The following is a 24,884-nucleotide window of genomic DNA, read 5'->3' as shown; positions in this document are numbered from 1 at the left end:
TTGTTGTTGATTTATAAATTCAGGTTTATGCAAAAACTAATCTTACTTACATTTTTTTCTTTCTTTATACTTTCTTGCACTGAGAAAGAAAAAACCTATGAAGAATTAGAAGCGGAAGTTTTGTGCGATGTGTTGCCGGAGGTTTTAGAAAGAGAATTGAAATTTTATTCGGTGAGAATTCCACCACCTCAAATATTAGATTCGTTAAAATATAATGAAAAACAATTAGATAGTATTCGTAGACAAGATAGTTTGTCATGGGATAGATACTTAAAAGAATTTAAAGTTTATTATAAAAGTCAATTATCTAAAATAAGAAAGTATAAGAAAGTGCAACAAAAAGTGTTAGACACTTTGTTGTATGTTAAGAAACTATCTACTGATGAAACTGTTTATTTAAAAAATGAATTAGATTCAAGAAAAGTTGGATTAGATGAATTTAATGATTCAAATATTAGTGTTAATTTAGTTCCATATTCAAATACTTTTGAAGGACAAGATAGAAATTCTGGAGAACAAGTTTTGTTTTTTACAAGAGTATTAATGGACGAAAAAGCAGAAAATTCTTTTTTTTCTGTTTTTAAATTTTTTGGTACTTATCATGTTTATTGTAGAAAAATAAAAAACAACAAATGGGAGATAAGAAAAGTAATTCCTGATGATGGCAATACTTTAAGAGAATAGAATGTATGAAGAAAATTTATTTGATTATTATATTATTAATTTCATCAAAAATTTCAGCTCAGGAATTTAATAATAAAATTTTTTTTGAAAATTTTGTTGAATGTTATTATTCAAAAAATTTAAATGAACCAATTTTAATTTACAATTATCCAAATGGAATATTAATTCACGAACTCAAACCATTAATTAATGATAGTAGTTGGTACAAATTTGCTATATCAGAATCAAAGAGTGGCTGGTTGAAAATCGAAAATATTTTAATTTTACCAGAATGCAATGACAGACAGTTTAATAATAATTTCGAACAATATAAAGGTAATTGGATATTAGCAAAAAACTTAAAAATTAATATTTCCGATTTAGATGTCGAATCAAGAAGTCTTATTAAGTTTTTTGAAAATCCAAACTTAAACTCTAATATAGTTTATAAATCAGATAAATTTTTAGAAACAGAATTGATTGAAATTATTGGTCTATGGGCAAAAGTAAATTTTGTGATTAATGGAGTTAGTATGTCAGGGTGGTTACAAAGAAAAGACCAATGTGCTTATCCGTGGACATCATGCCCATTTCAATCAGAATAATTTTTTTCTATTTTTAATTCTGTTACAATATCAGTCGGCATTAACATACGGTCTTTAAAAGATATTTTAAAATCATATTCGATATTGTATAATTTTAAAATGGCATCTAATTCATGTTTGTCTTCAGTGTTCTTTTTACTATCGAAACGATATCTATTCAAGGCACCAAAAGCATAACCAAGCAAAACCACTCCAATACAAATGAAAATTATTATAATTGATGAGGCAATAAATATAGGTTTACCGCTTGCTTTACTTAAAATGTTTGCGATATAATCGTTGAATTTATAGGTAAAAAGAAACATAGCTAGACTCATAATTAAGAAAACTACAAAATAAGAATAAACCCATTTTTTTTCTCTTTTCGTTTTTTCAAAAGCGATGTTAATCTCTGTAATCTTTTTTTCAAGATTTTCATTAAATGAAATCTTATCACAGTAAATATCAAAATTTGGATTTTTGTTGGTCAAACTGCAAAAAACGCCTATTTCAAGATTTTGAGATTTGTTTTTACACAATTCACAATGTTTGAAGAGTTTTATGGAGTTTTCATTCATTTCTAAATGATATTAATTAATATCCCAACTTCTCTCTAACTCTTTTTAAAACACCATTAGCTAATTTACTTGCTTTTGCGGCACCTTCGAGTAATAATTTATCTACTTCTTCTAAGTTGTTGATGTAGTAATTGTATTTTTCTCTTTCGGTTTTGAATTTCTCAACGATTAATTCGAATAATTCTTGTTTTGCGTGACCGTAGCCGTAATTTCCACCTAAATAGTTGGCTTTCATTACTTCCGTTTGTTCTGGTGTTGCTAACAATTTGTACAAAGCAAAACAATTACAAGTATCTGGGTTTTTTGGATCTTCTAAAGGCGTGCTATCGGTTTGAATTCCCATAATTTGTTTGCGAAGCGCTTTGTCGTCCACAAAAATATTAATGAAATTGTTTCTCGATTTACTCATTTTTTGTCCGTCTGTTCCTGGAACATACATGGTTTCTTCACTCGTTTTTCCTTCTGGTAAAACAAAGGTTTCTCCCATTTGATGATTAAATCTTGAAGCAACGTCTCTTGTAATTTCTATATGTTGTAATTGGTCTTTTCCAACGGGAACAATATTGGCATCGTATAATAAAATATCCGCAGCCATTAGCATTGGATAAGTAAACAATCCGGCATTTACATCTTCTAATCTATCTGCTTTGTCTTTGAACGAATGCGCTAATGTTAAGCGTTGGAACGGAAAGAAACAGCTCAAATACCAAGACAATTCTGCTGTTTGAGGCACATCTGATTGACGATAGAAAATTACTTTATCGGTATTTAATCCACAAGCTAGCCAAGTTGCCGCCGTACTGTAGGTGTTTTGTCTTAATTCTGCGCCATTTTTGATTTGCGTAATCGAATGCAAATCAGCAATGAAAAGAAATGATTGATTATCAGGATTTTCAGCCATTTTAATTGCTGGTAAAATTGCTCCCAATAAATTACCTAAGTGAGGCGTTCCTGTACTTTGAACTCCGGTTAAGATTTTTGCCATTGTTGTTTTTTAACGCAAAGAATCGCAAAGTTATTCGCAAAGCTTCGCTAAGTTTTTTAATTAGTATTCTGAATTGCAAATGTAAACCAAAAACAGAAAAGTAAAAAGAGATAGGTTTTATTAAAATGATTACTTTTGGAATTCTAATAATCTTGCTAAATGAAATTTTTAAAATATCCGTTTACCCTTTTATATCGTATTTGGTTTTACATCTTGGTTTTAGTTCCCATTATTGTACTATTTCCTTTCATTTTTGCTACAATTTTAAGTGAAAAAACCTATCCAATATTTTTTAGAATTGCGCGTATTTGGGCCAAATTCATTTTAATTGGAATGGGATTCCATTACAAAATTGAAGGTGATGAAGTTTTTGAAGATGGCAAAAGTTATATGTTAGTTGCCAATCATACTTCAATGACGGATATTATGTTGATGTTGATTGCGGTTAAAAATCACCCTTTTGTTTTTGTTGGAAAGAAAGAATTGGCGAAGATTCCGATTTTTGGATTTATCTATAAACGCGTTTGTATTTTGGTTGATAGAAGCAGTAGTAAAAGTCGCTATGCGGTTTTTGAACGTGCACAAAAAAGAATTCATCAAGGATTGAGTATTTGTATTTTTCCAGAAGGCGGTGTTCCCGAAGAACATATTGTTTTAGATGAATTTAAAGATGGTGCTTTCAGAATTGCTATTGAACACGGTTTACCAATAGTTCCAATGGTATTTTTTGATAATAAAAAACGTTTTTCATATACTTTTTTCAGCGGAAGTCCGGGTAAGATGCGTGCTAAAATTTATCCAATAATTGAAACGAAAGGAAAAACTTTAGAAGATAAAAATGCATTGAAACAACAAGTAAGAGAAATTATTTTACAACCGTTGCTCGAGGATTTAAAATAAAAAAGTCCAAACGCATTTGGACTTTCTCAGTTTCATTTTAACTAGAAACGAAACAACTTAACTAAAAATTTAAGCTTAACCAATAAAGCTTAAAAACTAAAACTTACCCCGGTATACAAGCCTATGAAATAAGGCTTGAAGTTACCGGAATTTTCACTAAAAGTATTGATTTGGTATTTAAACATAGGTTGGAAATTAGCATTAAAACTTCTCCAAAAATTATATTTAAAACCCAAACCGACATTACTACTAAAATGTATATTGTTTAGATTGTTTGCCTTTCCTACATTCATTTCCATTCCGTCAGTAACTAGTAAAACTGTATTGTTATTTAAAAACAAGGTACTCATCCCCCCAATTACTTCTATTCCAAATTTTTTGTCTAGTAATTTGTAACTTAATTCAACAGGTACTTCAATATAGTTTACATTTTGTTTTAAAGCACCAATGTTTTCTTGAGTAAAGTTTTCTACATCCCCGTTTAAACTATTTTGATTGCTGTTTTTAGAATAAAAATTCATATTATTTCCTTGCGCATTTCTTGTGATTGTTTCTACATTGTTACTAGCAGCAGAAGTAATTAGTTTACTTTCATAAACAACATCATTTGTATTGTAGCTAAATAAAATATTATTTATTCCCGTTCTAATACTTACTTTATTAGAAATGCTGTAAATTCCCGTTACGCCATAACTGTAAGTGGTTGAATAGTTTTTACTATTCGTTTCAAATTCTTGATCTAAAGACGACCCTTCAGCTAAAGAATTGAAATAAACAGGCGATGCGTTTGTGCTTATCGCCCATTTATCTCTCTTTTTCTTTTCTTTTTCATCTTCATTTTTCCCAGCCTCTTTTTCTTTGAGCAATACTTCTAGGGTATTAATTTCTGAAGAAATTTCAGCCACTAGCGTACTATCGTTATTAATAATGTCTTCAACAGAAGTTAATATAACATTTGCGCTTCCCCTGTTACTGGTTTTTTCTGTTAGAGAATCATTAGTTGTATTTACGTAATTTGTTATGGTTTCAGTTTTATCAAAAAAAGAATTAATTTTTTCAGAATCTATGGTCTCTTTTTTAGATATAATGTTCTTTGTTTTTTTGTTTGAAACTAATTTAGTTTTTTTATAGTCTTCATTATCAGCAATTAGATTGTAGTTATCGTTATTTTTAATTGATGATTTACTTCTTTTTGTTTTGTTAGTTTTAGAGTTAGAAACAACTATATTATTTGACTCTTTTATATTGTTGTAAAATCGTTTTTTGTTTCCAGATAAATTAATATTATTATTTTTTTTGTTTGAACGAGTATTTTGATTTTCATTCGAAACCACTTTAGTATTCGATTTTTCTAGATTTATCAAATTAGAATCAAATTGCTTTTTATTATTTTCTAAAGCATTAGTTTGATTTTCTTTTATTGTATTTTGATTGTTTTCGTTGTCTGATGAAATTTTATTTTTTTCTGAATTTCCACGAGTAGTATTTTCTTTATCAACGCCAACGACAGTTTCATTATTATTTAGTATAATTTCATTGTCTTCTGATTGAAAATTCCAAATTAGCGTTCCAATAATTAACAATGAAGCAGCAATTCCGGATACTTGAAACCAAAACGGTACAACTCTTTTTTTCTTTTTCTTCTCATTTAATTTAGAAGCAATTGAGTCCCAAGATCCTTGAGGCGGAATGGCATCAAAGTCTTTGAATTTTTCTTGGAATAAACGTTCTATATTTTTTTGCTCTTTCATTTTGTCTTCTTAATTGAATAGCTATTATTCAATTCGATTTTTTGTTTTAAAATTGCTTTCGCTCGGGCTAGATTAGATTTTGATGTTCCAATAGTAATACCCAACATTTCTGCTATCTCTTTATGCGAATAATCATCAATCACATATAAATTAAAAACCAATCTGTAGCGGTCTGGTAATTCTTGAATTATCTTAGTTAAAAATTCTAAACTTACATTTTCATCGTCAATTTCAACTTCTTCTTCAACAGCGATTTTTTCAGATATTATTTCAAATATTTTTTGATTTCGATATTGTTGTAAAACATAATTAATTACTATACGTTTTGCCCAACCTTCAAATGATCCTGTATTTTTGAATTGACCAATTTTCTCAAAAATTACTAAAAAACTTTCTTGTAAATTATCTTGAGCTTCTTCATAATTACGCGAATACTTCAAACACACAGCAAACAACTTCGGCGCTAATAATTTATAAAGTTGCTCTTGCGATTTGATATTATTCTTAGTACATTCATGTATGAGTTGCTCGATTATCAAAAGCTTATTTTTTTAAATTACAGGTATTTCATATTCCAAGAAAATATCTTGTCCGTTACTATCTTTACCTTGCCAAAACTTAAATATGTAACTTCCATTATTCGTTACATGAAATTCTAAATTTTCTTCAACTAACACATCAGTTAATGGTTCGCAATTGTTTTGGTTAAAAACAATATTTTGCACCGCAATAGTTCGTATGTTTAAATCTTTCTCATAATAAAAGCCATCAAAGGCATGACAAGTACTAGGTCTGTAGTATCGTACAACAATATTATAGGTTTCCCCTAACACAAATTCTGCCGGAATTTCAACAGACGCAACAGGTAATAATACATATTGAAAATCATCACCATTGTCGTCCATGTTACATGAGTTAAATAAAAACAAAACACTTAACAGTAATACAAATTTCTTCATTTTGATTTCTTATTTAATTGTTAGATTCAAATTTAATTAAAAGGTTGCGTCTATTTGTAAAAAAAATCACGCTCAAGGCGTGATTTAATTTTTAAGCGTTATTTTCTTTGATAAGCTCTTTAATTTTTTGTTCTAGTTCATCCATTAATTCTGGATTGTCTTTGATTAATGCTTTTACAGCATCTCGACCTTGACCTAATTTAGTTTCTCCGTAACTAAACCATGAACCACTTTTTTTGATGATTTCAAATTCTACAGCTAAGTCTAAAACTTCACCTACTTTTGAAATTCCTTCACCATACATAATATCAAATTCTGCCGTTCTAAATGGTGGTGCTACTTTATTTTTTACAATTTTAACTTTAGTTCTATTACCAATAACGTTTTCACCATCTTTAATTTGTGTCGATTTACGAATATCGATACGAACCGAAGCATAGAATTTCAAGGCATTTCCTCCAGTTGTAGTCTCTGGACTTCCAAACATTACTCCAATTTTATCACGTAATTGGTTAATGAAGAAAACTGTACAATTCGTTTTGTGAATCGTTCCTGTTAATTTTCTCAACGCTTGTGACATTAAACGTGCGTGTAATCCCATTTTAGAATCACCCATATCGCCTTCAATTTCACTTTTTGGTGTTAAAGCAGCAACCGAGTCAATTACTACAACATCAACCGCTCCTGAACGAATTAAACTCTCAGCAATTTCTAATGCTTGTTCACCATTGTCAGGTTGTGAAATAATTAAGTTGTCAATATCAACGCCTAATTTCTCAGCATAAAAACGGTCAAATGCATGTTCTGCATCAATAAATGCTGCAATTCCTCCTGCTTTTTGAGCTTCAGCTATGGCGTGTAATGTTAACGTAGTTTTACCTGACGATTCTGGACCGTAGATTTCTATGATTCTTCCTCTTGGATATCCATTTACTCCAAGTGCTAAATCAACACCTAACGAACCTGTAGGAATAGCTTCTACTTCTTCAACAGCGCTATCACCTAGTTTCATTACGGTTCCTTTTCCGTATGTTTTGTCAAGTTTGTCTAATGTTAGTTGTAAGGCTTTTAATTTTGCTTCTTTGTCTGAGCTCATAATATTTGGCTTTAAATTGATTACAATTCTTTTTTTGTAAAAATACAGCTTTTTTCAATTGTGCCAAAAAATGTTAATATGTTTTCCAATTCATTTAAAGATTTGATTTTTAATCAATTTTATTACCTTTGTGCCCGAATTCTTCCATTTAGAATTCATTACATATTTCTCACTTAAACGTTTATAGCATGCAACTGTATAACACCTTAAGCGCAGAAGAAAGAGCTCAATTAATTGATGAAGCCGGAAAACAACGTCTTACATTATCTTTCTATGCGTATGCCAAAATTGAAGACCCCAAAAAATTTCGCGACGATTTATTTATCGAATGGAACAAGCTCGATGCTCTTGGTCGTACCTATGTAGCCAAAGAAGGTATCAATGCTCAAATGAGTGTTCCAGCAGAAAATTTCGAAGCTTTTCGCGAAACTTTAGAAGCATATGATTTTATGCGTGGCATTCGTTTGAATGTTGCCGTAGAACATGACGATCATTCGTTTTTAAAATTAACTGTAAAAGTTCGAGACAAAATTGTAGCCGACGGTTTGAACGACGAAACTTTTGATGTAACCAATATCGGAGTGCATTTAAAAGCGAAAGAATTCAATCAAATTTTAGAAGATCCAAACACTATTGTTGTTGATTTTAGAAACCATTACGAAAGTGAAATCGGTCATTTTAAAGGCGCAATTACACCAGATGTGGAAACTTTTCGTGAATCGTTACCTATTATCAACGAACAATTAAAAGATTTCAAAGAAGATAAAAACTTGGTGATGTATTGCACCGGAGGAATTCGTTGTGAGAAAGCATCGGCGTATTTCAAACACCAAGGTTTTAAAAATGTTTTCCAATTAGAAGGAGGAATTATCAATTACGCCAAACAAATCAAAGAAGAAAACTTAGAAAGTAAATTCATCGGAAAGAATTTCGTTTTCGACCACAGATTAGGTGAAAGAATTACCGATGATATCGTTTCACAATGTCACCAATGCGGAAAACCATGCGATAATCACACGAATTGTTTAAACGATGGTTGTCATTTATTATTCATTCAATGTGACGAATGTAAAGCAGCTATGGAAAATTGTTGTTCAACCGAATGTTTAGAAATCACACATTTGCCATTAGCCGAACAAGTGAAACTTCGAAGAGGAAAACAAGTTGGAAATAAAGTTTTCCGCAAAGGAAAATCGGAAAATTTGAAATTCAAACATTCAGGAGAATTGTCGGATAAACCTTTGGCTGTAGCCGAAAAAACAAAAGACATTCGCCAGAAAATAAAAGTAAAAAAAGTATTGCTTGGTAAAGCCGAACATTATTATGTGAAAGCACAAGTAGGACTTTTCGTTATAGAAAACCAAGAACTTAATGTTGGAGATAGAATTTTAATTTCTGGACCAACAACTGGAAATCAAGAATTGGTTTTAGAAAAAATGTTCGTAAACGGAATAGAAAATTCTTCTGCAAAAGTTGGCGATAAAGTAACCTTCGAAGTGCCTTTTAGAGTAAGATTATCCGATAAGTTATTTAAAATTATCAACTAATGACAACTTCTGGAAGAATAGAATTAATGGCGCCTGCAGGAAATTTCGAATCGATGCAAGCAGCTTTAGATAATGGTTGCGACTCGATTTATTTTGGTGTCGAACAATTAAACATGCGTGCAAGAGCAACAGTAAATTTCGTTTTAGATGATTTACCAGAAATTGCGCGTCGTTGCAACGAAAAAAACGTTAGAACCTATCTAACTTTGAATACCATTATTTACGATCATGATTTATCGATTGTAAAAACGCTTTTAACCAAAGCCAAAGAAGCGGGAATTACAGCTGTAATCGCATCCGACCAAGCGGTGATTATGACAGCTCGTACGATGGGAATAGAAGTGCACATTTCTACCCAATTGAATGTAACTAACATCGAAACCGTAAAATTCTACGCGATGTTTGCCGATACAATTGTGTTGTCACGCGAGTTGAGTCTGCGTCAAGTAAAGAAAATCACAGATGACATTGAAAAAGAGCAAATCAAAGGACCAAGTGGTAATTTAGTAGAAATTGAAATCTTTGGTCACGGTGCTTTGTGTATGGCGGTTTCAGGAAAATGTTATTTGAGTTTACATTCGCATAATTCATCAGCAAATCGTGGTGCTTGCAAGCAAAATTGTCGTAAAAAATATACCGTTATCGACCAAGAATCTGGTTTTGAAATCGAACTTGACAATGAATACATGATGTCGCCAAAAGATTTATGTACGCTAGATTTTCTAGACCAAGTTATCGATTCTGGAATAAAAGTCTTAAAAATTGAAGGTCGAGGTAGAGCGGCTGATTATGTAGCAACTGTTATCAAAACGTATCGTGAAGCTATCGATTCTTATTACGAAGGAACGTTTACTAAAGAAAAAATTCAAACTTGGATGGAAGCCTTGGCAACCGTTTACAATCGTGGTTTTTGGAGCGGTTATTATTTGGGACAAAAATTAGGCGAATGGTCAGACAATCCAGGTTCTAATGCCACTCAGAAAAAAGTATATGTTGGAAAAGGAATGCATTATTTCCCAAAATCAAGTATAGCCGAATTCAAAATTGAAGCTTACGACATTAAAAAAGGCGATAAAATTTTAATCACAGGTCCGTCAACAGGAGCGCAAGAATTAATTTTAGAAGATTTCTTTGTGAATGATGTCACTTCTGAAAAAGCAACTAAAGGAGATAGTTGTACTTTAAAAGTGCCGTTCCGCATTCGTTTATCGGACAAAATGTATAAAATTGTAGAAAACTAATGGTTGTTGTTACGCTTCAAAGAGACAAGTGCATTGGTTGCAATTATTGTGTAGAAATGGCACCCGCACAATTTCAAATGTCTAAAAAAGACGGAAAATCAGTATTAATAAAATCAGTTGATGCCAAAGGTTTTCACACTTTAAAATCGGCTGATCATACGATTGTTGAAAATTGTGAATTAGCGGCAAAAGCTTGCCCGGTGCACATTATTACCGTAAAAGAAACTTAAATTTTTGTTTTACAATACTATATGAAAACCTATTTCGTTTTATAATGAGATGGGTTTTTTCTTTTTGTACAACTTCCAAAGATTGAATTTGAAAGTTTCCATAAAAAATCAATATCTTTACGCTCAAAAACATTTTAGAAACGTAGTCCAACAAACGGACAATCAACATATATTCAAAATTATGGCATGTACAAACTGTTCCACGGGTGCTAAAGACGGCACACCAAAAGGATGTAATAATAACGGGACTTGCGGCACCGATAGCTGCAACAAACTTTCGGTTTTCGATTGGTTGTCAAACATGACGTTGCCAGGTGGTCAAGAACCATTTGATGCGGCAGAAATTCGTTTTAAAAATGGTAGAAAAGAATTTTTTAGAAATACAGAAAAACTAACTTTGGCTATTGGAGATATCGTCGCTACTGAGGCTTCTCCAGGACACGATATTGGAATTGTGACTTTGACAGGTGAATTGGTAAAAATTCAAATGAAAAAGAAAGGCGAAAATCCAGATAAAGAATTAGCTAAAATCTACAGAAAAGCATCTCAACGCGATATTGATATTTGGACAGAAGCTCGAAATAAAGAAGAATCGGTTCGTATGCGTGCTCGTGAAATTGCTATCAACTTGAAATTGGAAATGAAAATTTCAGATGTAGAATTTCAAGGAGATGGTTCAAAAGCCACGTTTTATTACACCGCAAATGATCGTGTGGATTTTCGTCAATTGATTAAAGAATTTGCTCAAGAATTCAAGATTAGAATCGAAATGAAGCAAGTAGGTTTCCGTCAAGAAGCCGCTCGTTTAGGTGGAATAGGTTCTTGTGGTAGAGAATTATGTTGCTCAACTTGGTTAACCGATTTTAGAAGTGTGAATACTTCGGCAGCACGTTACCAACAGTTGTCGTTAAATCCACAAAAATTAGCCGGACAATGTGGTAAATTAAAGTGTTGTTTGAATTACGAATTAGACACCTATTTGGATGCATTGAAAGACATGCCCGACATGGACACAAAACTATATACCGAAAAAGGCGATGCATATTGTCAGAAAATCGATATTTTCAAAGAAATCATGTGGTTTTCTTATGCTAATGCTCCTGCACATTGGTTGGTATTACCCGTTGCAAAAGTAAAAGAAATTGTAGCTATTAATAAGAAAAAAGAACGTGTAGCAGCATTGGAAGATTATGTAGTGGAAACGGTTCAAGAGGTAGAGAAAAAATTCGAAAATGTGGTAGGACAAGACAGTTTAACTCGTTTTGATCAGCCAAAGAAAAAGAACAACAATAAAAACAAAAAACGTAAACCATCAAATTTTAAAAATGCTCCTAAAAAAGACTAAATTTATTGGGTTAATGCTATTCACTTTGCTTTTTTTCTCTTGCGATGAAAAGCAATTTTTTAGCGAATACAAAGAGTTAGACGGTTCTTGGAAAAAATCAGACACGTTGCGTTTTGCATTTGAACAAAAAGACACGGTAAATCCGTATCATTTGTTTTTAAATGTGAGAAACAACAACGATTATCCGTTTAGCAATATGTATTTGATTGTTACGATGAAAGAACCAGGGAAAAAACCAACAGTTAAAGTAGATACATTAGAGTATTTAATGGCAAACCCAGATGGAACTTTATTAGGTGAAGGTTTTTCAGATGTGAAGGAAAGTAAGTTGTGGTATTTGAAGAACTTCAAATTTAGTAGAGCAGGAAAATATAATGTTGAGGTAGTTCAGGCAGTGAGAGAAACTGGGAAAGTAGATGGAGTGTCAGAACTGAATGGAATTACAGAATTAGGATTAAGAATTGAAAAAATAAAATAGTATGGCTACCAAAAAAGCAAATACAAACGATTTTTCAGAGTATAAAAGAAAATTTTGGCAATTATTTGCCTACGGATTTTTAGGAGTAATTTTATTATTCCTTTTTGCATCATGGGGATTTTTCGGAAAAATGCCTTCGTTTGATGATTTAGAAAATCCAGATTCAAATGTAGCAACTGAAATCATTTCTTCGGATGGAGTGGTTATTGGAAAATTCTTTAAAGAAAACAGAACGCCTGTAAAATATGAAGAATTACCACAACATTTAGTAAAAGCGTTAGTTGCCACAGAAGATGAGCGTTTCTATGAACATTCTGGAATTGATGCCAAAGGAACTTTACGTGCAGTTGTACGATTAGGAAGAGATGGTGGTGCGAGTACGTTAACTCAACAGTTGGCGAAAAACTTATTCCACGGTGAAGGTTCGAAATTCATTTTATTTAGGGTAATTCAAAAAGTAAAAGAATGGATTATTGCTATTCGTTTGGAACGTCAGTACACGAAACAAGAAATCATTGCGCTTTATTTAAATCAAGTAGATTTTGTTAATGGTGCGGTTGGAATTCGTTCGGCAGCTAAAATCTACATGAATAAAGAGCCAAAAGATTTAACTATTGAAGAGTCTGCTTTGTTTGTAGGGATGTTAAAAAATCCTTCGTTATACAATCCAAACCGTAAAAAAAGAGCACAATTAGTTTTGGATAGAAGAAATACCGTTTTAGGACAAATGGTAAAAAATGGTGTAATTTCTGAAGCTAAAAAAGAAGAATTAAAAAAACTCCCAATTAAATTAGATTTCAGACCTGAAAGTCATTCCGAAGGAAGTGCTACTTATTTCAGAGAGTATCTTAGAGATTACATGAAAAAATGGGTGAAAGATCATTTAAAAGAAGATGGAACCGAATATGATTTGTATCGTGATGGCTTAAAAATTTATACTACTATCGATTCTAAAATGCAACAATATGCCGAGGAAGCGGTCTTTGAACATCTTAAAAATCTTCAAAAAGAGTTTTTTGAAGGAAAGAAAGACCAAGAAAATGCTCCATTTGTTGATATTACTCCAGAACAAACCCAACAAATCATGAACCAAGCCATGAAAAATTCGGAGCGTTGGAGAAAAATGGATTTGAATGGAAAAACTAAAGAAGAAATTATCAAGTCTTTTGATGTGCCAGCAAAAATGAAAATTTTTACTTATGAAGGCGAAAAAGATACCATCATGACACCAAAAGATTCTATCATATATTACAAACACTTCTTGCAAACTGGAATGATGGCAATGGAGCCACGTACGGGTCACATAAAAGCTTGGGTTGGAGGTGTTAACTATAAATATTTCCAATACGATCACGTAGGACAAGGAGCTAGACAAGTAGGTTCAACATTTAAACCATTTGTTTATGCAACGGTTATAGAACAATTACAAATGTCGCCATGTGATTCTATCATTGACAGTTATTTTACGATGCCGAAAGGAAAATGGGGAATTGATGCCGATTGGTCTCCAAAAAATTCTGATGGAAATTATAGAGGTACCATCACATTACAAAAAGCACTAGCGAATTCGGTTAACACAGTATCAGCAAAATTAATTGATAAAGTGGGGCCACAAGCCGTAGTTGATATGGCTAAAGAATTGGGAATTACTTCACAAATTCCAGTTCAGCCTTCAATCGCTTTAGGGGCTGTAGATATTACCGTGGAGGAAATGGTAGGAGCTATGAGTACGTTTGCTAATCAAGGCGTATATGTAAAACCATCTTTTATTATTAAGATTGAGGATAAAAACGGAGTTGTAATTGACCAACCTACACCAATAACAAAAGACGTTGTAAATAAAGACGTGGCCTATGCCGTTGTAAAATTAATGGAAGGTGTTACGCAATCAGGAACCGGAGCTCGTTTAAAATGGGGTGGTGGCGGATTCATCCAATACGATTATAGTTTTGGAAATCCAATTGCAGGAAAAACAGGAACATCTCAAAACAACTCAGATGGCTGGTTTATCGGAATGGTGCCTAATTTAGCAGCTGGAATTTGGGTTGGAAATGAAGACAGAGCAGCGCATTTTAAATCGACTCATATGGGTCAAGGTGCTACAACTGCATTACCTATTTGGGGAATTTTTATGAAGAAATGTTATGCCGATAGTGATTTAGATGTTTCCAAAGAACCATTTGAAAAACCAGAAGATTTACAAATAAAAGTAGATTGTTGGACTCCTAAAAAAGTGGTTGATTCAACTGCTGTAGCTCCAACAGAAGAGCCAGACATGGACGAATTTGGATTATAAACAACAACAAACTAAATATGATTTCTAGAAAAGTAAATAACGTTCAAGAAGCTTTAGAAGGAATTCAAGACGGACAAACTATCATGTTAGGTGGTTTTGGTCTTTGTGGAATTCCTGAAAACAGTATTGCTGAATTAGTTCGTAAAAATGTAACCAATTTAACTTGTATTTCAAACAATGCAGGTGTGGATGATTTCGGATTGGGCTTATTATTACAAAAACGTCAAATCAAAAAAATGATTTCTTCTTATGTTGGAGAAAATGCAGAGTTCGAGCGTCAAATGCTTTCAGGTGAATTAGATGTGGAATTAACTCCGCAAGGAACTTTAGCTGAAAAATGTCGTGCTGCTCAAGCCGGAATTCCAGCATTTTTTACACCAGCAGGTTTCGGAACTGAAATCGCAGAAGGTAAAGAAACACGTGAATTCAACGGAAAAATGCACGTGATGGAATTGGCTTATAAAGCTGATTTCTCAATCGTAAAAGCTTGGAAAGGTGACGAAGCAGGAAATCTTATTTTCAAAGGAACAGCTCGTAATTTCAACGCTTGTATGGCAGGTGCTGCAAAAATCACAATTGCTGAGGTTGAAGAATTAGTGCCAGCAGGAACTTTAAATCCTAACGAAATTCACATTCCAGGAATTATGGTAAATCGTATTTTCCAAGGTGAGAAATTTGAAAAAAGAATTGAGCAAAGAACTGTTAGACAAAGAAGTTAATCATGGCATTAGATAAAAATCAAATCGCAAAAAGAATAGCACAAGAAGTAAAAGACGGTTACTATGTAAATTTAGGAATCGGAATTCCAACTTTAGTTGCCAATTATGTTCGCACCGATATTTCAGTTGAATTTCAATCGGAAAATGGAGTTTTAGGCATGGGTCCTTTCCCTTTTGAAGGAGAAGAAGATGCCGATATCATCAACGCAGGAAAACAAACGATTACCACTTTACCAGGAGCTAGTTTCTTTGATTCGGCATTTAGTTTCGGAATGATTCGTGCTCAAAAAGTAGATTTAACGATTTTAGGAGCAATGGAAGTTTCTGAAAATGGAGACATTGCCAACTGGAAAATTCCAGGAAAAATGGTAAAAGGAATGGGTGGCGCTATGGATTTAGTAGCTTCGGCAGAAAATATTATCGTAGCCATGATGCACGTAAATAAAGCCGGAGAATCGAAAATCTTGAAAAAATGTACGCTTCCTTTAACTGGTGTTGGTTGTGTGAAAAAAGTTGTTACTGAGTTAGCGGTTTTAGAAATCACTCCAAACGGTTTCAAATTGTTAGAACGTGCGCCAGGTGTTTCAGTTGAAGAAATTATCAAAGCAACAGAAGCCGATTTAATCATTGTAGGAGATATTCCAGAAATGAAAATCGATTAATATTAAATTTTAATTTCACCGCAGATTCACAGATTACAATTTTATATATCTGCGAATCTGCGGTTTTATATTCAAAAAAATGAGCTTACCAAAAGTAATTTTAAAATCAGGTAAAGAAAAATCTATTCAACGTCGTCATCCTTGGATTTTCAGTGGTGCGGTTTATGGCGTGAGTCGCGAAATAAACGATGGCGAAATGGTTGATGTAGTTGATTCAAAAAACAATCATTTAGGAACCGGATATTTCAGCGACAAAGGAAGTATTGTGGTTCGTATTTTGACTTTCGGAGAAGAGACTTTTACTGAGAACTTTTGGAAGGACAAATTACAATCGGCTTGGTATTTACGTACCCAAATTTTGGATTTTGAAGTTACCAATGCGTTCCGAGTAATTCACGGAGAAGGTGATGGGATTTCGGGATTGATTATTGATTATTACGATAAAAATTGGGTAATTCAAGCGCATTCCACTGGAGTTTTTCTTCAAATGGAGCAAATCGCGGAAGCCATAAAATCGAATTTTTCGGAGTATTGCGAAACTATTTATTGCAAAAGTTCTGGAACTTTACCCAATACAGGAACTGATTATTTCTTATTCGGAAATAAAGTAGAAGCAGTTGCGAAAGAGAACAACATTTTGTTTTCGGTAAATTGGGTTGAAGGTCAAAAAACAGGTTTTTTCTTAGACCAACGCGAAAACCGAAAATTACTAGGCGAATTTTCAAAAGGCAAAAAAGTACTAAACACCTTTTGTTACACAGGCGGATTTTCAATTTACGCAATGAGCGCTGGAGCTGAATTGGTAACTTCGGTAGATATTTCTCAAAAAGCTGTGGATTTAGCAGCAAGCAATATGGAATTAAATTTCCCAAACGCCAATCATAAAGCAGTTGCCGATGATGTATTCAACTTCATGAAAGAGCACACGCAACAATATGATGTCATTGTTTTAGACCCGCCCGCTTTCGCGAAAAGCATCAAAAGCAAACACACTGCAACACAAGCTTACAAGCGTCTAAATATTGCTGGTTTAAAAGCCTTAGCACCAAACGGAATTCTATTCACCTTCTCATGTTCGCAAGTTATTGACGATGTTTTATTTTACAACACCGTTGCCGCCGCAGCAATAGAAACAGGAAGAAACATCAGAGTTTTGCATAAATTAGAACAAGGACCCGATCACCCAACCAACATTTACCACCCAGAAGGTCATTATTTAAAAGGTTTGGTGTTGTTTGTGGAGTAGGTTTAAAGTGGTCAGTTGTCAGTTTGAAGTGTTCAGTATTTTGCGCATAGTTTGTAATTCCGAAGGAATCTCAAGTTTTTTTTCATAATATTAATATTATTTACTTATGAAATCAATTTCAAATTTTCTAAAGGCATTCATAATTATAGTTTTAATTTTAATTATTTCATATAGTTTTCCTTCTATGTTTGCTAAGGGAGGAATGGATATGGATTTTCATTATTTAAACTTTCTATTTGTATCAATAGTTGGAATGATATTAATTTATGATTTTTATAAAATCAATTTCTTTAAGAAAGTTTTATTTTTATTTATAGTTTCATTATTTGCATTTATTTCAGGAATATATTTGGTTCAAGAAATATTTGAGAATATTTATGATAATGATTATGAATTATATATTAGATTTAATGACGTTGTTTTTAAAACTAATATTATTTTTTATAGTGTTCTCATCTTTATAGAATTAACATGTTTTGAAATTATTAAGAGATTTTACAAATAGAGAAATCATTTAAAAATCTATAGGTTGTTAATTGTTTATTTGAATTTAAACTTCAATCATGTTCAAAAAATCGCACTCCATAAAAACATCACTTTCAAAAGAAGAAATCATTGCAATTCTTCAAACTAAGGTTGAAAATTTTCATCGTGATAATTCTAAATTTGATTTTGAAGGAAATGTAAATTTAAGAGGAGAAATTAACATTAAACCCACTTTTGATTTTGGTCCAAGAGAACAATTTCGACCTGAAATATTAGGAAAAATTCATGGTTCATCAATAGATTTAGAATTTACAATTAGCTCTTTTTTAAAGCGATTATTTTTACTTATAATTGCTATGGAATTTGTATTTGTAGTTTTTATTTATAATAAATTCGAAGATTTACAAGTTTTGTTGTTTTTTCCTTTTCTACTCATTTTTTTCCTTGTTTTAAAATTCACATTTGATAGTAAAGTCAAAAAATCAATAGCGTTATTAGAATCTTATTTTAAATAAAAAAACCTGCAAGTTTTTCAACTCACAGGTTTGTCTTAATACTTAATTCTTTTATCTTAATATTTTACAGATTCATAAAAAAATCATTCCCTTTATCATCTGTAATAATAAAAGCTGGGAAATCTTTAACTTCAATTTTTCTTACCGCTTCCATACCTAATTCTGGGAAATCTACTACTTCAACCGATAAGATGTTTTCTTTCGCTAAAATCGCAGCAGGACCACCAATCGAACCTAAATAGAAACCACCGTGTTTTTTACAAGCGTTCATTACGTCTTTGCTTCTGTTGCCTTTGGCTAACATAATCATACTTCCGCCAGCGGCTTGGAATTCGTCTACATAAACGTCCATTCTTCCTGCGGTTGTTGGTCCAAAACTTCCTGATGGCATTCCGTCTGGAGTTTTAGCTGGACCTGCGTAATAGACTGGATGATTTTTGAAATACTCAGGCATTGGTTTTCCAGCGTCTAACAATTCTTTAATTTTTGCATGCGCAATATCACGAGCCACAATCAACGTTCCGTTTAATTTTAAACGTGTTTTGATTGGGTATTTTGATAATTCTGCTAAAATTTCTGGCATTGGTTTGTTCAAATCAATTTCTACCGCTGGCTCTAAATGTGGAGCAGTTGTTGGTAAAAACTGAGCTGGATTGGTTTCCAATTGTTCCAAGAAAATACCGTCTTTTGTAATTTTACCTTTGATATTTCGATCAGCCGAACACGAAACTCCCATTCCGACAGGGCAGGATGCAGCATGACGTGGTAAACGAATTACACGAACATCATGCGTTAAATATTTTCCACCAAATTGTGCTCCAATTTGACTTTCTTGACAAATAATTTGTACTCTTTTTTCCCACTCTAAATCGCGAAATGCTTGACCCGACATATTTCCAGAAGTTGGAAGATTGTCATAATAACCTGCTGATGCTTTTTTCACGGCTGCTAAATTCGCTTCCGCAGAAGTTCCACCAATAACGATAGCTAAGTGATACGGAGGACAAGCTGCTGTTCCTAAATCCATAATGCGCTCACGAACAAATTCGTCTAGCGATTTTTCATTTAACAACGATTTTGTCTTTTGATACAAAAACGTTTTGTTAGCCGAACCACCTCCTTTTGTTAAAAATAAAAACTCATAAGAATTTCCTTTTTTTGCATAAATGTCGATTTGTGCTGGTAAGTTAGAGCCCGAGTTTTTCTCTTCAAACATCGAAATCGGAACAATTTGCGAGTAGCGAAGATTTTTATTTTGGTACGTATTGTAAATTCCTTTTGACAACCATTCGCCATCATCAACTCCTGTGTATACGTTTTCACCTTTTTTGGCAACTACAATTGCAGTTCCAGTATCTTGGCAAGAAGGCAATTGACCTTCTACAGCTACAGCAGCATTTTGCAATAAATTATAAGCCACAAAACGATCGTTGTCTGTTGCTTCTGGGTCTTCGATAATGTTTCTTAATTTTTGTAAATGTGCCGAACGCAACATAAACGAAACGTCGTCCATAGCTTCTTGAGCTAATAGTTCTAAACCTTTTGGGTCAACCACTAAGATTTCTCTATCGCCAAGTTGCTCAATTTTTACGTAATCGGAAGTTAATTTTTTGTAGTGTGTATCGTCTTTTAAAATTGGATACGGATCTTGATATAAAAAGTCCATTTTGTGTATGTTTTGAAAGGTAAAGTTACGGATTTTTGTTATTTTAACCTGCAAGGTTTTTAAAACTTTAAGGAATTAATTTACAATATAAATTATTATTCCAACTATTATTAAGAACAACACGAAGCCTATTCTGGTATTCCAATTTTCATTTTTAATTTCTGAGAATGTTTTTTTTCCTGAGTAGAAAATCCACTTTGTTAGCATACCCAATCTTTTAAAAAAGAAGTACATTCCTTCTTGTCCTAAATCAATTATTAATTCTTCAAAAAAACTCATTTACTAGTAATGTCTTTGGAAATTATGCATGAATTTATTGTTCTAAAAAAACCAACTTGCTACAAAAATCGCCGTAATCACACAAATCAAGTCAACTAAAAGCATCATTCCTAAAGTATAACGCGTGTTTTTTACGTTGATACTTCCAAAATAAACTGCAATTACGTAGAAAGTCGTTTCGGCACTACATTGGAAAATACAGCTTAGTCTTCCCGTTAAAGAATCAGGTCCAAACTGTTTCATCGCATCAATCATAAATCCTCTCGAACCACCTGAACTAAAAGGGCGCAACATCGCCACAGGCAATGAATCGGTGATTTCTTTAGCTACTCCAAGATGTGCAAATAAAAAGGAAATTCCGTTGGCAATAATTTCAAACAAGCCACTGTTTCTGAATAAGGAAATCGCCACTAACATTCCCATAACATAAGGGAAAATGGTTACTCCGGTTTTTAATCCGTTGTTAGCACCGGTTACAAAAGTATCGAAAATCGTTGTTTTTTGTTCAACGAATTTTTTCTCTTGAACGAAAGAAAATATCAAAGTTCCGCCGATAATCAAGATTAACAATAATCCCGAAAGGTTAGAAGTAAAATAGTTTTTTCCGATTAAATCCAAACTGTTTACGTAGAATAATAATCCCACAATCGCACCGATAACTCCCATTAAAGCCGCTAATAAAGAAGCGCTTTTGAAGTTTACTTTTTGTTTGATTCCCACTAAAATAAAAGCGGCAATAGTTCCAACAAAAGAAGTAATAATACATGGCAACATAACGTCAGCAGGATTTGCAGCGTGTTCGGCAGCTCGATAACCAATAATGGATGTTGGAATTAATGTTAAACCAGCAGCATGCAAACACATGAACATGATTTGGGCATCACTAGCTCTGTCTTTGTCAGGATTTAATTCTTGTAAACTTTGCATCGCTTTTAATCCAAACGGAGTTGCGGCTGAATCCAATCCTAAGAAGTTAGCAGAAAAATTCAATGTCATATAAGAAATCGATTCATGGTTTTTTGGAATCGAAGGAAAAACTTTCGCAAACAAAGGACTTAATTTTTTCGCCAATTTTTCCGAAGCTCCTGAAATAATAAGTAGTTCCATTATTCCACAGAAAAAGGATAAATAAGCAATCAAAGGCAGAATTAAATCAAACAAACTGCTTTTGGTCATAGGAAGCAAACCATCGGCTTTTTGTTTTCCGCTGTAGATTTTTACAGTTTGATTGTTGTAAATATAAGTTGTGTCTGCATCCTTTTCATTTTTATTGATAATGAATGTTTTGTCTTCCGCTTTTTGGACACTATCTTGAACAAATTTCGGAACTTCTTTTAAATATTTTTCACCTATTAAAAGAGGTTCGCCTTGTTTCCCGTTCAAAACATAATCAATAGAATAATATTGCGATGAAAACAATCCGAATACAATAAAAAAGATAGACGATATAAATATTACTAACCAAAATCTACTTAAAACCATACAATGCTATTTTTTCGTAAATGTAGTATATCTTAACTTTTAAAGAAAATTTTATTTTTATTAGATAAAAATTCATAAATAATATATATTCAAGTTGTTATGTTTTAGAAAAAAGTTTATTTTTTTAAAACATTTTTTTAAGATTGTGAAAAAATTATATATTTGTTTTATTAAATAACACTAAACAGCCCCAAAAAATGAAAAAACAACAACTATTCGCTTCTTTCTTTGCGTTTTTTTGTACATTTTCTTTTTCCCAAACAAAAGAAGATGTTGCTAAAATCACAAAAGATTATGATGTAGAAAAAATCCAACAGAAAATAACCTACTTTCAAAAGTTGGAAGAAACAGAAAGAGCTAAAGCCATAGAAGTAGCAAATAAAAACGGTTGGCCAATAATTATTAAAGGTGAAAATGGTTCATTTCAAGAGTTAATGAAATTAACACCTGATGGTTTTCCTGTTTATTATGCAACAACGAATGTAGCCGCTGCAAGATCAACTAGAGCTAATTTTTTAAATACGGGTGGTGGATTAGGATTAACCTTAGACGGACAAGGTATGGTGGCTCGTGTATGGGATGGAGGTACAGTGCGTAGATCTCATAGTGGATTTGGAGGCAGAGTAACAACCGTTGACGATGTTTCGGGAACAACATATAGCGATCATGGAACGCATGTTACAGGTACAATTCTTGCATTACCTTGGAATGCTGGCTCAGCTAGTGTAAAAGGAATGGCAACATTAGCAACTGCAAGAACATTTTATTGGGATAATGATGAATCAGAAGCATTATCTGAAGTTTTAGGTGGAATGTTAATTTCAAATCATTCGTATGGTGTGCCTATTACAAGCGGAACAACTTCTTTGCCTGCATGGTACATCGGGGCATACACAGATGCTGCACAAGGATGGGATGAAATTGCCTATTTATCTCCTTATTATTTACCTGTTATGTCTGCTGGAAATGATGGTGGTAATAATAATAATACAAATCCAATAGCTGCAGGCTATGATAAATTGACTGGAAATAAGACATCAAAAAACACCCTAATTGTTGCTAATGCTAATGACGCTGTTATTAATGCAGACGGATCTTTATCAAGTGTTTCTATAAATGCATCTAGTAGTCAAGGACCAACTGATGATAGAAGAATTAAACCAGATATTACAGGTAATGGTACTGGTTTGACCTCAACTATTTCTACTAGTAATACAGCAACAGCTTCTTATTCTGGAACTTCAATGGCAAGTCCAAATGTTGCAGGAACTTTATTATTGGTTCAACAACACAATAAAAATTTAACCAATAGTTTTATGAAGTCGGCTACTTTAAGAGGGTTGGCATGTCATACAGCAGATGATGCTGGAAACGTAGGACCAGATGCTAAATTTGGTTGGGGTTTGTTAAATGCTAAAAAAGCAGTCGAAACGATAACAGGGAACGGATTAACATCTTGGGTTTCAGAAAACAATTTAACTCAAGGTCAAACATTTACTATGACTGTTAAATCAACTGGAGGCGCTTCAAATCCTTTAGTAGCTTCTATAACTTGGACTGATTTACCTGGGACAGCTAATAATGGTACTTTAGGAGATAATTATGCGGTACCAGTTTTAGTTAATGATTTAGATATTAGAGTAACCAAAGATGGAACAACTACTTTTTATCCATGGAAATTACAATCAAGTCCAACTGCTTTAGCGGTTAGAACAGGGGATAATAATGTTGACAATATTGAAGTAGTTAGAATTGATACACCAGCGGCCGGTGATTATGTAATCACAGTTACGCATAAAGGGACTTTAGTTACTGGAGCTCAAAATTATTCATTAGTAGTTACTGGAATTACATCTAATTTTGCACTTATTTCAAAATCAGATGATTTAATTGTTTGTTCTAATCAAGATGCGGTATATACATTTGATTATAAACAATCGGGTAGTATGACAACGACTTTTTCGGCTGTTGGATTACCATCAGGAGCAACAGCTACATTTAGCCCTTCATCATTAAGTGCTAATGGAACAGTAACGATGACAGTTTCTGGATTGGCGTCTGTTCAACCAGGAAATTACACAGTTGGAATTACAGGCTCAAATGGAACGGAAGTAGAAACAAGATTTAAGCAATTAAAAATTTATTCACCTACCTTTCAACCAACAGTCTTAACTTCTCCTGCAAGTGGACAGAATAGCGTTGCTACATCTGTTTTCTTCAACTGGAATTCTGATATAAATGTTGAAACTTACAATTTACAAGTATCTACTCAGTCTAATTTTGCTTCATTAATTTCAAATGTGAATACGGTAGAAAATAGTTACTTAGTAACAGGTTTAACACCTGAAACTACTTACTATTGGAGAGTTGTTCCATCGAATCGTTGCGGGACGGCAGCAGCATCTTCTTCCATAGTAAATAATTTTAGAACTGGTATTGTAACTTGTGGAAATACATTTACGGCAACAGATTTTACTAATGCTACAATAGGCGCAACAGCAAATAGTATTGCTACTGTTCCAATTGTTGTTACTGGAGGTTTAACTATTGGAGATATTAATGTTTCAATCGACATTACACACACATACATTCAAGATATGAAATATTATTTGGAAGGTCCAGCAGCTATAGGAAGTCCAATAATTACTTTATTTGATGAGCCTTGTGGAGATAATGATGATATCATTTGCACATTAGATGATGCAGGTGTTAATTTTACATGCGGAACAGGGATCCCTTCAATTACAGGAACAGTTAAGCCTGTAGGTTATTTAACAAATTTAAATAATTTACCTGCAGATGGAACTTGGATTTTAAGAGTAGTTGACTCCTACAATGGGGATAGTGGTGCTATTAATGCAGTTTCGTTATCGATTTGTAATATTGCACAATCTTTAAGTACACCAAGTAATGCATTAGCCGAAATTAAAGTATATCCAAATCCAACAAAAGGTATTTTGAATATTAATTTAGCATCTGATACCTTTGGAGAATCTACGTATATATTGTATGATGTTCAAGGAAGACAAGTTGTTACTAAAAAATCTTCAAATGCAATTGAAACATTAAATGTTGAAAATCTATCGGAAGGAATTTATATGTTAACTATTGAAAATGATTTAGGAAAAACTACTAGAAAAGTAGTAATTAATAAATAATTTATTTAGAGTTAAATA

23 protein-coding genes are annotated in these 24,884 nt (G+C 32.8%); 15 read left to right on the top strand and 8 right to left on the bottom strand.

What is annotated here, in order from left to right; translation table 11 throughout:
* The first annotated feature begins 27 nt into the window (after positions 1–27).
* Both IM755_RS03305 and IM755_RS03300 read left to right on the top strand, forming a co-directional pair.
* Positions 28–684: a hypothetical protein gene (locus IM755_RS03305; RefSeq protein WP_194093609.1), complete on the top strand. Its 657-nt coding sequence runs from the start codon at positions 28–30 to the stop codon at positions 682–684.
* 5 nt (positions 685–689) lie between these two features.
* Positions 690–1,268, top strand: coding sequence for a hypothetical protein (locus IM755_RS03300; RefSeq protein WP_194093608.1), 579 nt, complete (start codon positions 690–692; stop codon positions 1,266–1,268).
* On the opposite strand, the gene IM755_RS03295 is transcribed toward IM755_RS03300, so the two are convergent.
* Both IM755_RS03295 and trpS read right to left on the bottom strand, forming a co-directional pair.
* Positions 1,256–1,786: a hypothetical protein gene (locus tag IM755_RS03295; protein ID WP_194093607.1), complete on the bottom strand. Its 531-nt coding sequence runs from the start codon at positions 1,784–1,786 to the stop codon at positions 1,256–1,258. The two genes, IM755_RS03300 and IM755_RS03295, sit on opposite strands and share 13 nt — an antisense overlap.
* 55 nt (positions 1,787–1,841) lie before the next feature.
* A complete protein-coding gene (gene trpS / locus IM755_RS03290) occupies positions 1,842–2,810 on the bottom strand; it encodes a tryptophan--tRNA ligase (RefSeq protein WP_194093606.1) in 969 nt (322 codons plus the stop codon).
* Between the two features lie 159 nt (positions 2,811–2,969).
* Here trpS and IM755_RS03285 point away from each other — a divergent pair, with 159 nt between their 5' ends.
* Positions 2,970–3,710, top strand: coding sequence for a lysophospholipid acyltransferase family protein (locus tag IM755_RS03285; RefSeq protein ID WP_194093605.1), 741 nt, complete (start codon positions 2,970–2,972; stop codon positions 3,708–3,710).
* Between the two features lie 89 nt (positions 3,711–3,799).
* Here the strand turns inward: IM755_RS03285 and IM755_RS03280 are convergent, their stop codons facing one another.
* The 4 genes from IM755_RS03280 to recA all read right to left on the bottom strand — a co-directional run bounded on the left by IM755_RS03280 (position 3,800) and on the right by recA (position 7,516).
* A complete protein-coding gene (locus IM755_RS03280; RefSeq protein WP_194093604.1) occupies positions 3,800–5,461 on the bottom strand; it encodes a hypothetical protein in 1,662 nt (553 codons plus the stop codon).
* Positions 5,458–6,000, bottom strand: coding sequence for an RNA polymerase sigma factor (locus IM755_RS03275; protein ID WP_026725601.1), 543 nt, complete (start codon positions 5,998–6,000; stop codon positions 5,458–5,460). Before IM755_RS03275 ends, IM755_RS03280 begins: the two co-directional genes overlap by 4 nt.
* A gap of 12 nt (positions 6,001–6,012) precedes the next feature.
* Positions 6,013–6,420 carry a hypothetical protein gene (locus IM755_RS03270; protein ID WP_194093603.1) on the bottom strand — a complete coding sequence of 136 codons (408 nt, stop codon included), beginning with the start codon at positions 6,418–6,420 and terminating at the stop codon, positions 6,013–6,015.
* Between the two features lie 91 nt (positions 6,421–6,511).
* Positions 6,512–7,516, bottom strand: coding sequence for a recombinase RecA (gene recA, locus IM755_RS03265; protein WP_026725599.1), 1,005 nt, complete (start codon positions 7,514–7,516; stop codon positions 6,512–6,514).
* A 188-nt stretch (positions 7,517–7,704) separates the two neighbouring features.
* On the opposite strand from recA, the gene trhO reads away from it, so the two are divergent.
* From trhO to IM755_RS03210, 11 genes are all read left to right on the top strand, one after another.
* A complete protein-coding gene (gene trhO / locus IM755_RS03260; RefSeq protein ID WP_026725598.1) occupies positions 7,705–9,063 on the top strand; it encodes an oxygen-dependent tRNA uridine(34) hydroxylase TrhO in 1,359 nt (452 codons plus the stop codon).
* On the top strand, positions 9,063–10,304 hold the full coding sequence (locus IM755_RS03255) for a peptidase U32 family protein (RefSeq protein WP_026725597.1): 1,242 nt from the start codon (positions 9,063–9,065) through the stop codon (positions 10,302–10,304). Before trhO ends, IM755_RS03255 begins: the two co-directional genes overlap by 1 nt.
* On the top strand, positions 10,304–10,534 hold the full coding sequence (locus tag IM755_RS03250) for a ferredoxin (protein ID WP_026725596.1): 231 nt from the start codon (positions 10,304–10,306) through the stop codon (positions 10,532–10,534). The genes IM755_RS03255 and IM755_RS03250 overlap by 1 nt, the downstream gene beginning before the upstream one ends.
* A 181-nt stretch (positions 10,535–10,715) precedes the next feature.
* Entirely contained in the window at positions 10,716–11,879 is a 1,164-nt protein-coding gene (locus IM755_RS03245; RefSeq protein ID WP_194093602.1) for a PSP1 domain-containing protein, read from the top strand.
* Complete coding sequence (locus tag IM755_RS03240; protein ID WP_194093601.1) at positions 11,860–12,357, top strand: gliding motility lipoprotein GldH; 498 nt, start codon at positions 11,860–11,862, stop codon at positions 12,355–12,357. The genes IM755_RS03245 and IM755_RS03240 overlap by 20 nt, the downstream gene beginning before the upstream one ends.
* A gap of 1 nt (position 12,358) precedes the next feature.
* Positions 12,359–14,653 (top strand): penicillin-binding protein 1A, encoded by a 2,295-nt coding sequence (locus tag IM755_RS03235; protein ID WP_194093600.1) that lies wholly within the window; start codon positions 12,359–12,361, stop codon positions 14,651–14,653.
* A 17-nt stretch (positions 14,654–14,670) separates the two neighbouring features.
* The gene (locus tag IM755_RS03230) at positions 14,671–15,372 is read left to right on the top strand and encodes a CoA transferase subunit A (RefSeq protein WP_194093599.1); all 702 of its coding nucleotides are present in this window, start codon (positions 14,671–14,673) and stop codon (positions 15,370–15,372) included.
* A 2-nt stretch (positions 15,373–15,374) separates the two neighbouring features.
* The gene (locus IM755_RS03225) at positions 15,375–16,034 is read left to right on the top strand and encodes a CoA transferase subunit B (protein ID WP_194093598.1); all 660 of its coding nucleotides are present in this window, start codon (positions 15,375–15,377) and stop codon (positions 16,032–16,034) included.
* Positions 16,035–16,113: 79 nt separating this feature from the next.
* A complete protein-coding gene (locus IM755_RS03220; RefSeq protein WP_194093597.1) occupies positions 16,114–17,280 on the top strand; it encodes a class I SAM-dependent rRNA methyltransferase in 1,167 nt (388 codons plus the stop codon).
* A 106-nt stretch (positions 17,281–17,386) separates the two neighbouring features.
* Positions 17,387–17,785 (top strand): hypothetical protein, encoded by a 399-nt coding sequence (locus IM755_RS03215; RefSeq protein WP_194093596.1) that lies wholly within the window; start codon positions 17,387–17,389, stop codon positions 17,783–17,785.
* 58 nt (positions 17,786–17,843) lie between these two features.
* Positions 17,844–18,281, top strand: a complete 438-nt coding sequence (locus IM755_RS03210) for a hypothetical protein (protein WP_194093595.1) — start codon at positions 17,844–17,846, stop codon at positions 18,279–18,281.
* 64 nt (positions 18,282–18,345) lie between these two features.
* Here the strand turns inward: IM755_RS03210 and IM755_RS03205 are convergent, their stop codons facing one another.
* Positions 18,346–19,947: a fumarate hydratase gene (locus IM755_RS03205; protein WP_194093594.1), complete on the bottom strand. Its 1,602-nt coding sequence runs from the start codon at positions 19,945–19,947 to the stop codon at positions 18,346–18,348.
* 321 nt (positions 19,948–20,268) lie between these two features.
* Positions 20,269–21,708 carry a nucleoside recognition domain-containing protein gene (locus tag IM755_RS03200; RefSeq protein WP_194093593.1) on the bottom strand — a complete coding sequence of 480 codons (1,440 nt, stop codon included), beginning with the start codon at positions 21,706–21,708 and terminating at the stop codon, positions 20,269–20,271.
* Between the two features lie 197 nt (positions 21,709–21,905).
* Between IM755_RS03200 and IM755_RS03195 the strand changes: the two genes are divergently transcribed.
* Complete coding sequence (locus tag IM755_RS03195) at positions 21,906–24,866, top strand: S8 family serine peptidase (RefSeq protein WP_194093592.1); 2,961 nt, start codon at positions 21,906–21,908, stop codon at positions 24,864–24,866.
* Positions 24,867–24,884: the final 18 nt, after the last annotated feature.

The organism is Flavobacterium proteolyticum (assembly GCF_015223105.1).
Lineage (GTDB): Bacteria > Bacteroidota > Bacteroidia > Flavobacteriales > Flavobacteriaceae > Flavobacterium > Flavobacterium proteolyticum.
The sequence above is the reverse complement of the archived record's forward strand: the minus strand, read 5'-3'. Positions and strand labels throughout refer to the sequence as shown.

Coding starts and splice junctions, on each gene's coding strand:
- IM755_RS03305 (WP_194093609.1), top strand. CDS start 28: ATGCAAAAACTAATCTTACTTACATTTTTTTCTTTCTTTATACTTTCT.
- IM755_RS03300 (WP_194093608.1), top strand. CDS start 690: ATGAAGAAAATTTATTTGATTATTATATTATTAATTTCATCAAAAATT.
- trpS (WP_194093606.1), bottom strand. CDS start 2,810: ATGGCAAAAATCTTAACCGGAGTTCAAAGTACAGGAACGCCTCACTTA.
- IM755_RS03285 (WP_194093605.1), top strand. CDS start 2,970: ATGAAATTTTTAAAATATCCGTTTACCCTTTTATATCGTATTTGGTTT.
- IM755_RS03280 (WP_194093604.1), bottom strand. CDS start 5,461: ATGAAAGAGCAAAAAAATATAGAACGTTTATTCCAAGAAAAATTCAAA.
- IM755_RS03270 (WP_194093603.1), bottom strand. CDS start 6,420: ATGAAGAAATTTGTATTACTGTTAAGTGTTTTGTTTTTATTTAACTCA.
- recA (WP_026725599.1), bottom strand. CDS start 7,516: ATGAGCTCAGACAAAGAAGCAAAATTAAAAGCCTTACAACTAACATTA.
- trhO (WP_026725598.1), top strand. CDS start 7,705: ATGCAACTGTATAACACCTTAAGCGCAGAAGAAAGAGCTCAATTAATT.
- IM755_RS03255 (WP_026725597.1), top strand. CDS start 9,063: ATGACAACTTCTGGAAGAATAGAATTAATGGCGCCTGCAGGAAATTTC.
- IM755_RS03250 (WP_026725596.1), top strand. CDS start 10,304: ATGGTTGTTGTTACGCTTCAAAGAGACAAGTGCATTGGTTGCAATTAT.
- IM755_RS03245 (WP_194093602.1), top strand. CDS start 10,716: ATGGCATGTACAAACTGTTCCACGGGTGCTAAAGACGGCACACCAAAA.
- IM755_RS03240 (WP_194093601.1), top strand. CDS start 11,860: ATGCTCCTAAAAAAGACTAAATTTATTGGGTTAATGCTATTCACTTTG.
- IM755_RS03235 (WP_194093600.1), top strand. CDS start 12,359: ATGGCTACCAAAAAAGCAAATACAAACGATTTTTCAGAGTATAAAAGA.
- IM755_RS03230 (WP_194093599.1), top strand. CDS start 14,671: ATGATTTCTAGAAAAGTAAATAACGTTCAAGAAGCTTTAGAAGGAATT.
- IM755_RS03225 (WP_194093598.1), top strand. CDS start 15,375: ATGGCATTAGATAAAAATCAAATCGCAAAAAGAATAGCACAAGAAGTA.
- IM755_RS03220 (WP_194093597.1), top strand. CDS start 16,114: ATGAGCTTACCAAAAGTAATTTTAAAATCAGGTAAAGAAAAATCTATT.
- IM755_RS03215 (WP_194093596.1), top strand. CDS start 17,387: ATGAAATCAATTTCAAATTTTCTAAAGGCATTCATAATTATAGTTTTA.
- IM755_RS03210 (WP_194093595.1), top strand. CDS start 17,844: ATGTTCAAAAAATCGCACTCCATAAAAACATCACTTTCAAAAGAAGAA.
- IM755_RS03205 (WP_194093594.1), bottom strand. CDS start 19,947: ATGGACTTTTTATATCAAGATCCGTATCCAATTTTAAAAGACGATACA.
- IM755_RS03200 (WP_194093593.1), bottom strand. CDS start 21,708: ATGGTTTTAAGTAGATTTTGGTTAGTAATATTTATATCGTCTATCTTT.
- IM755_RS03195 (WP_194093592.1), top strand. CDS start 21,906: ATGAAAAAACAACAACTATTCGCTTCTTTCTTTGCGTTTTTTTGTACA.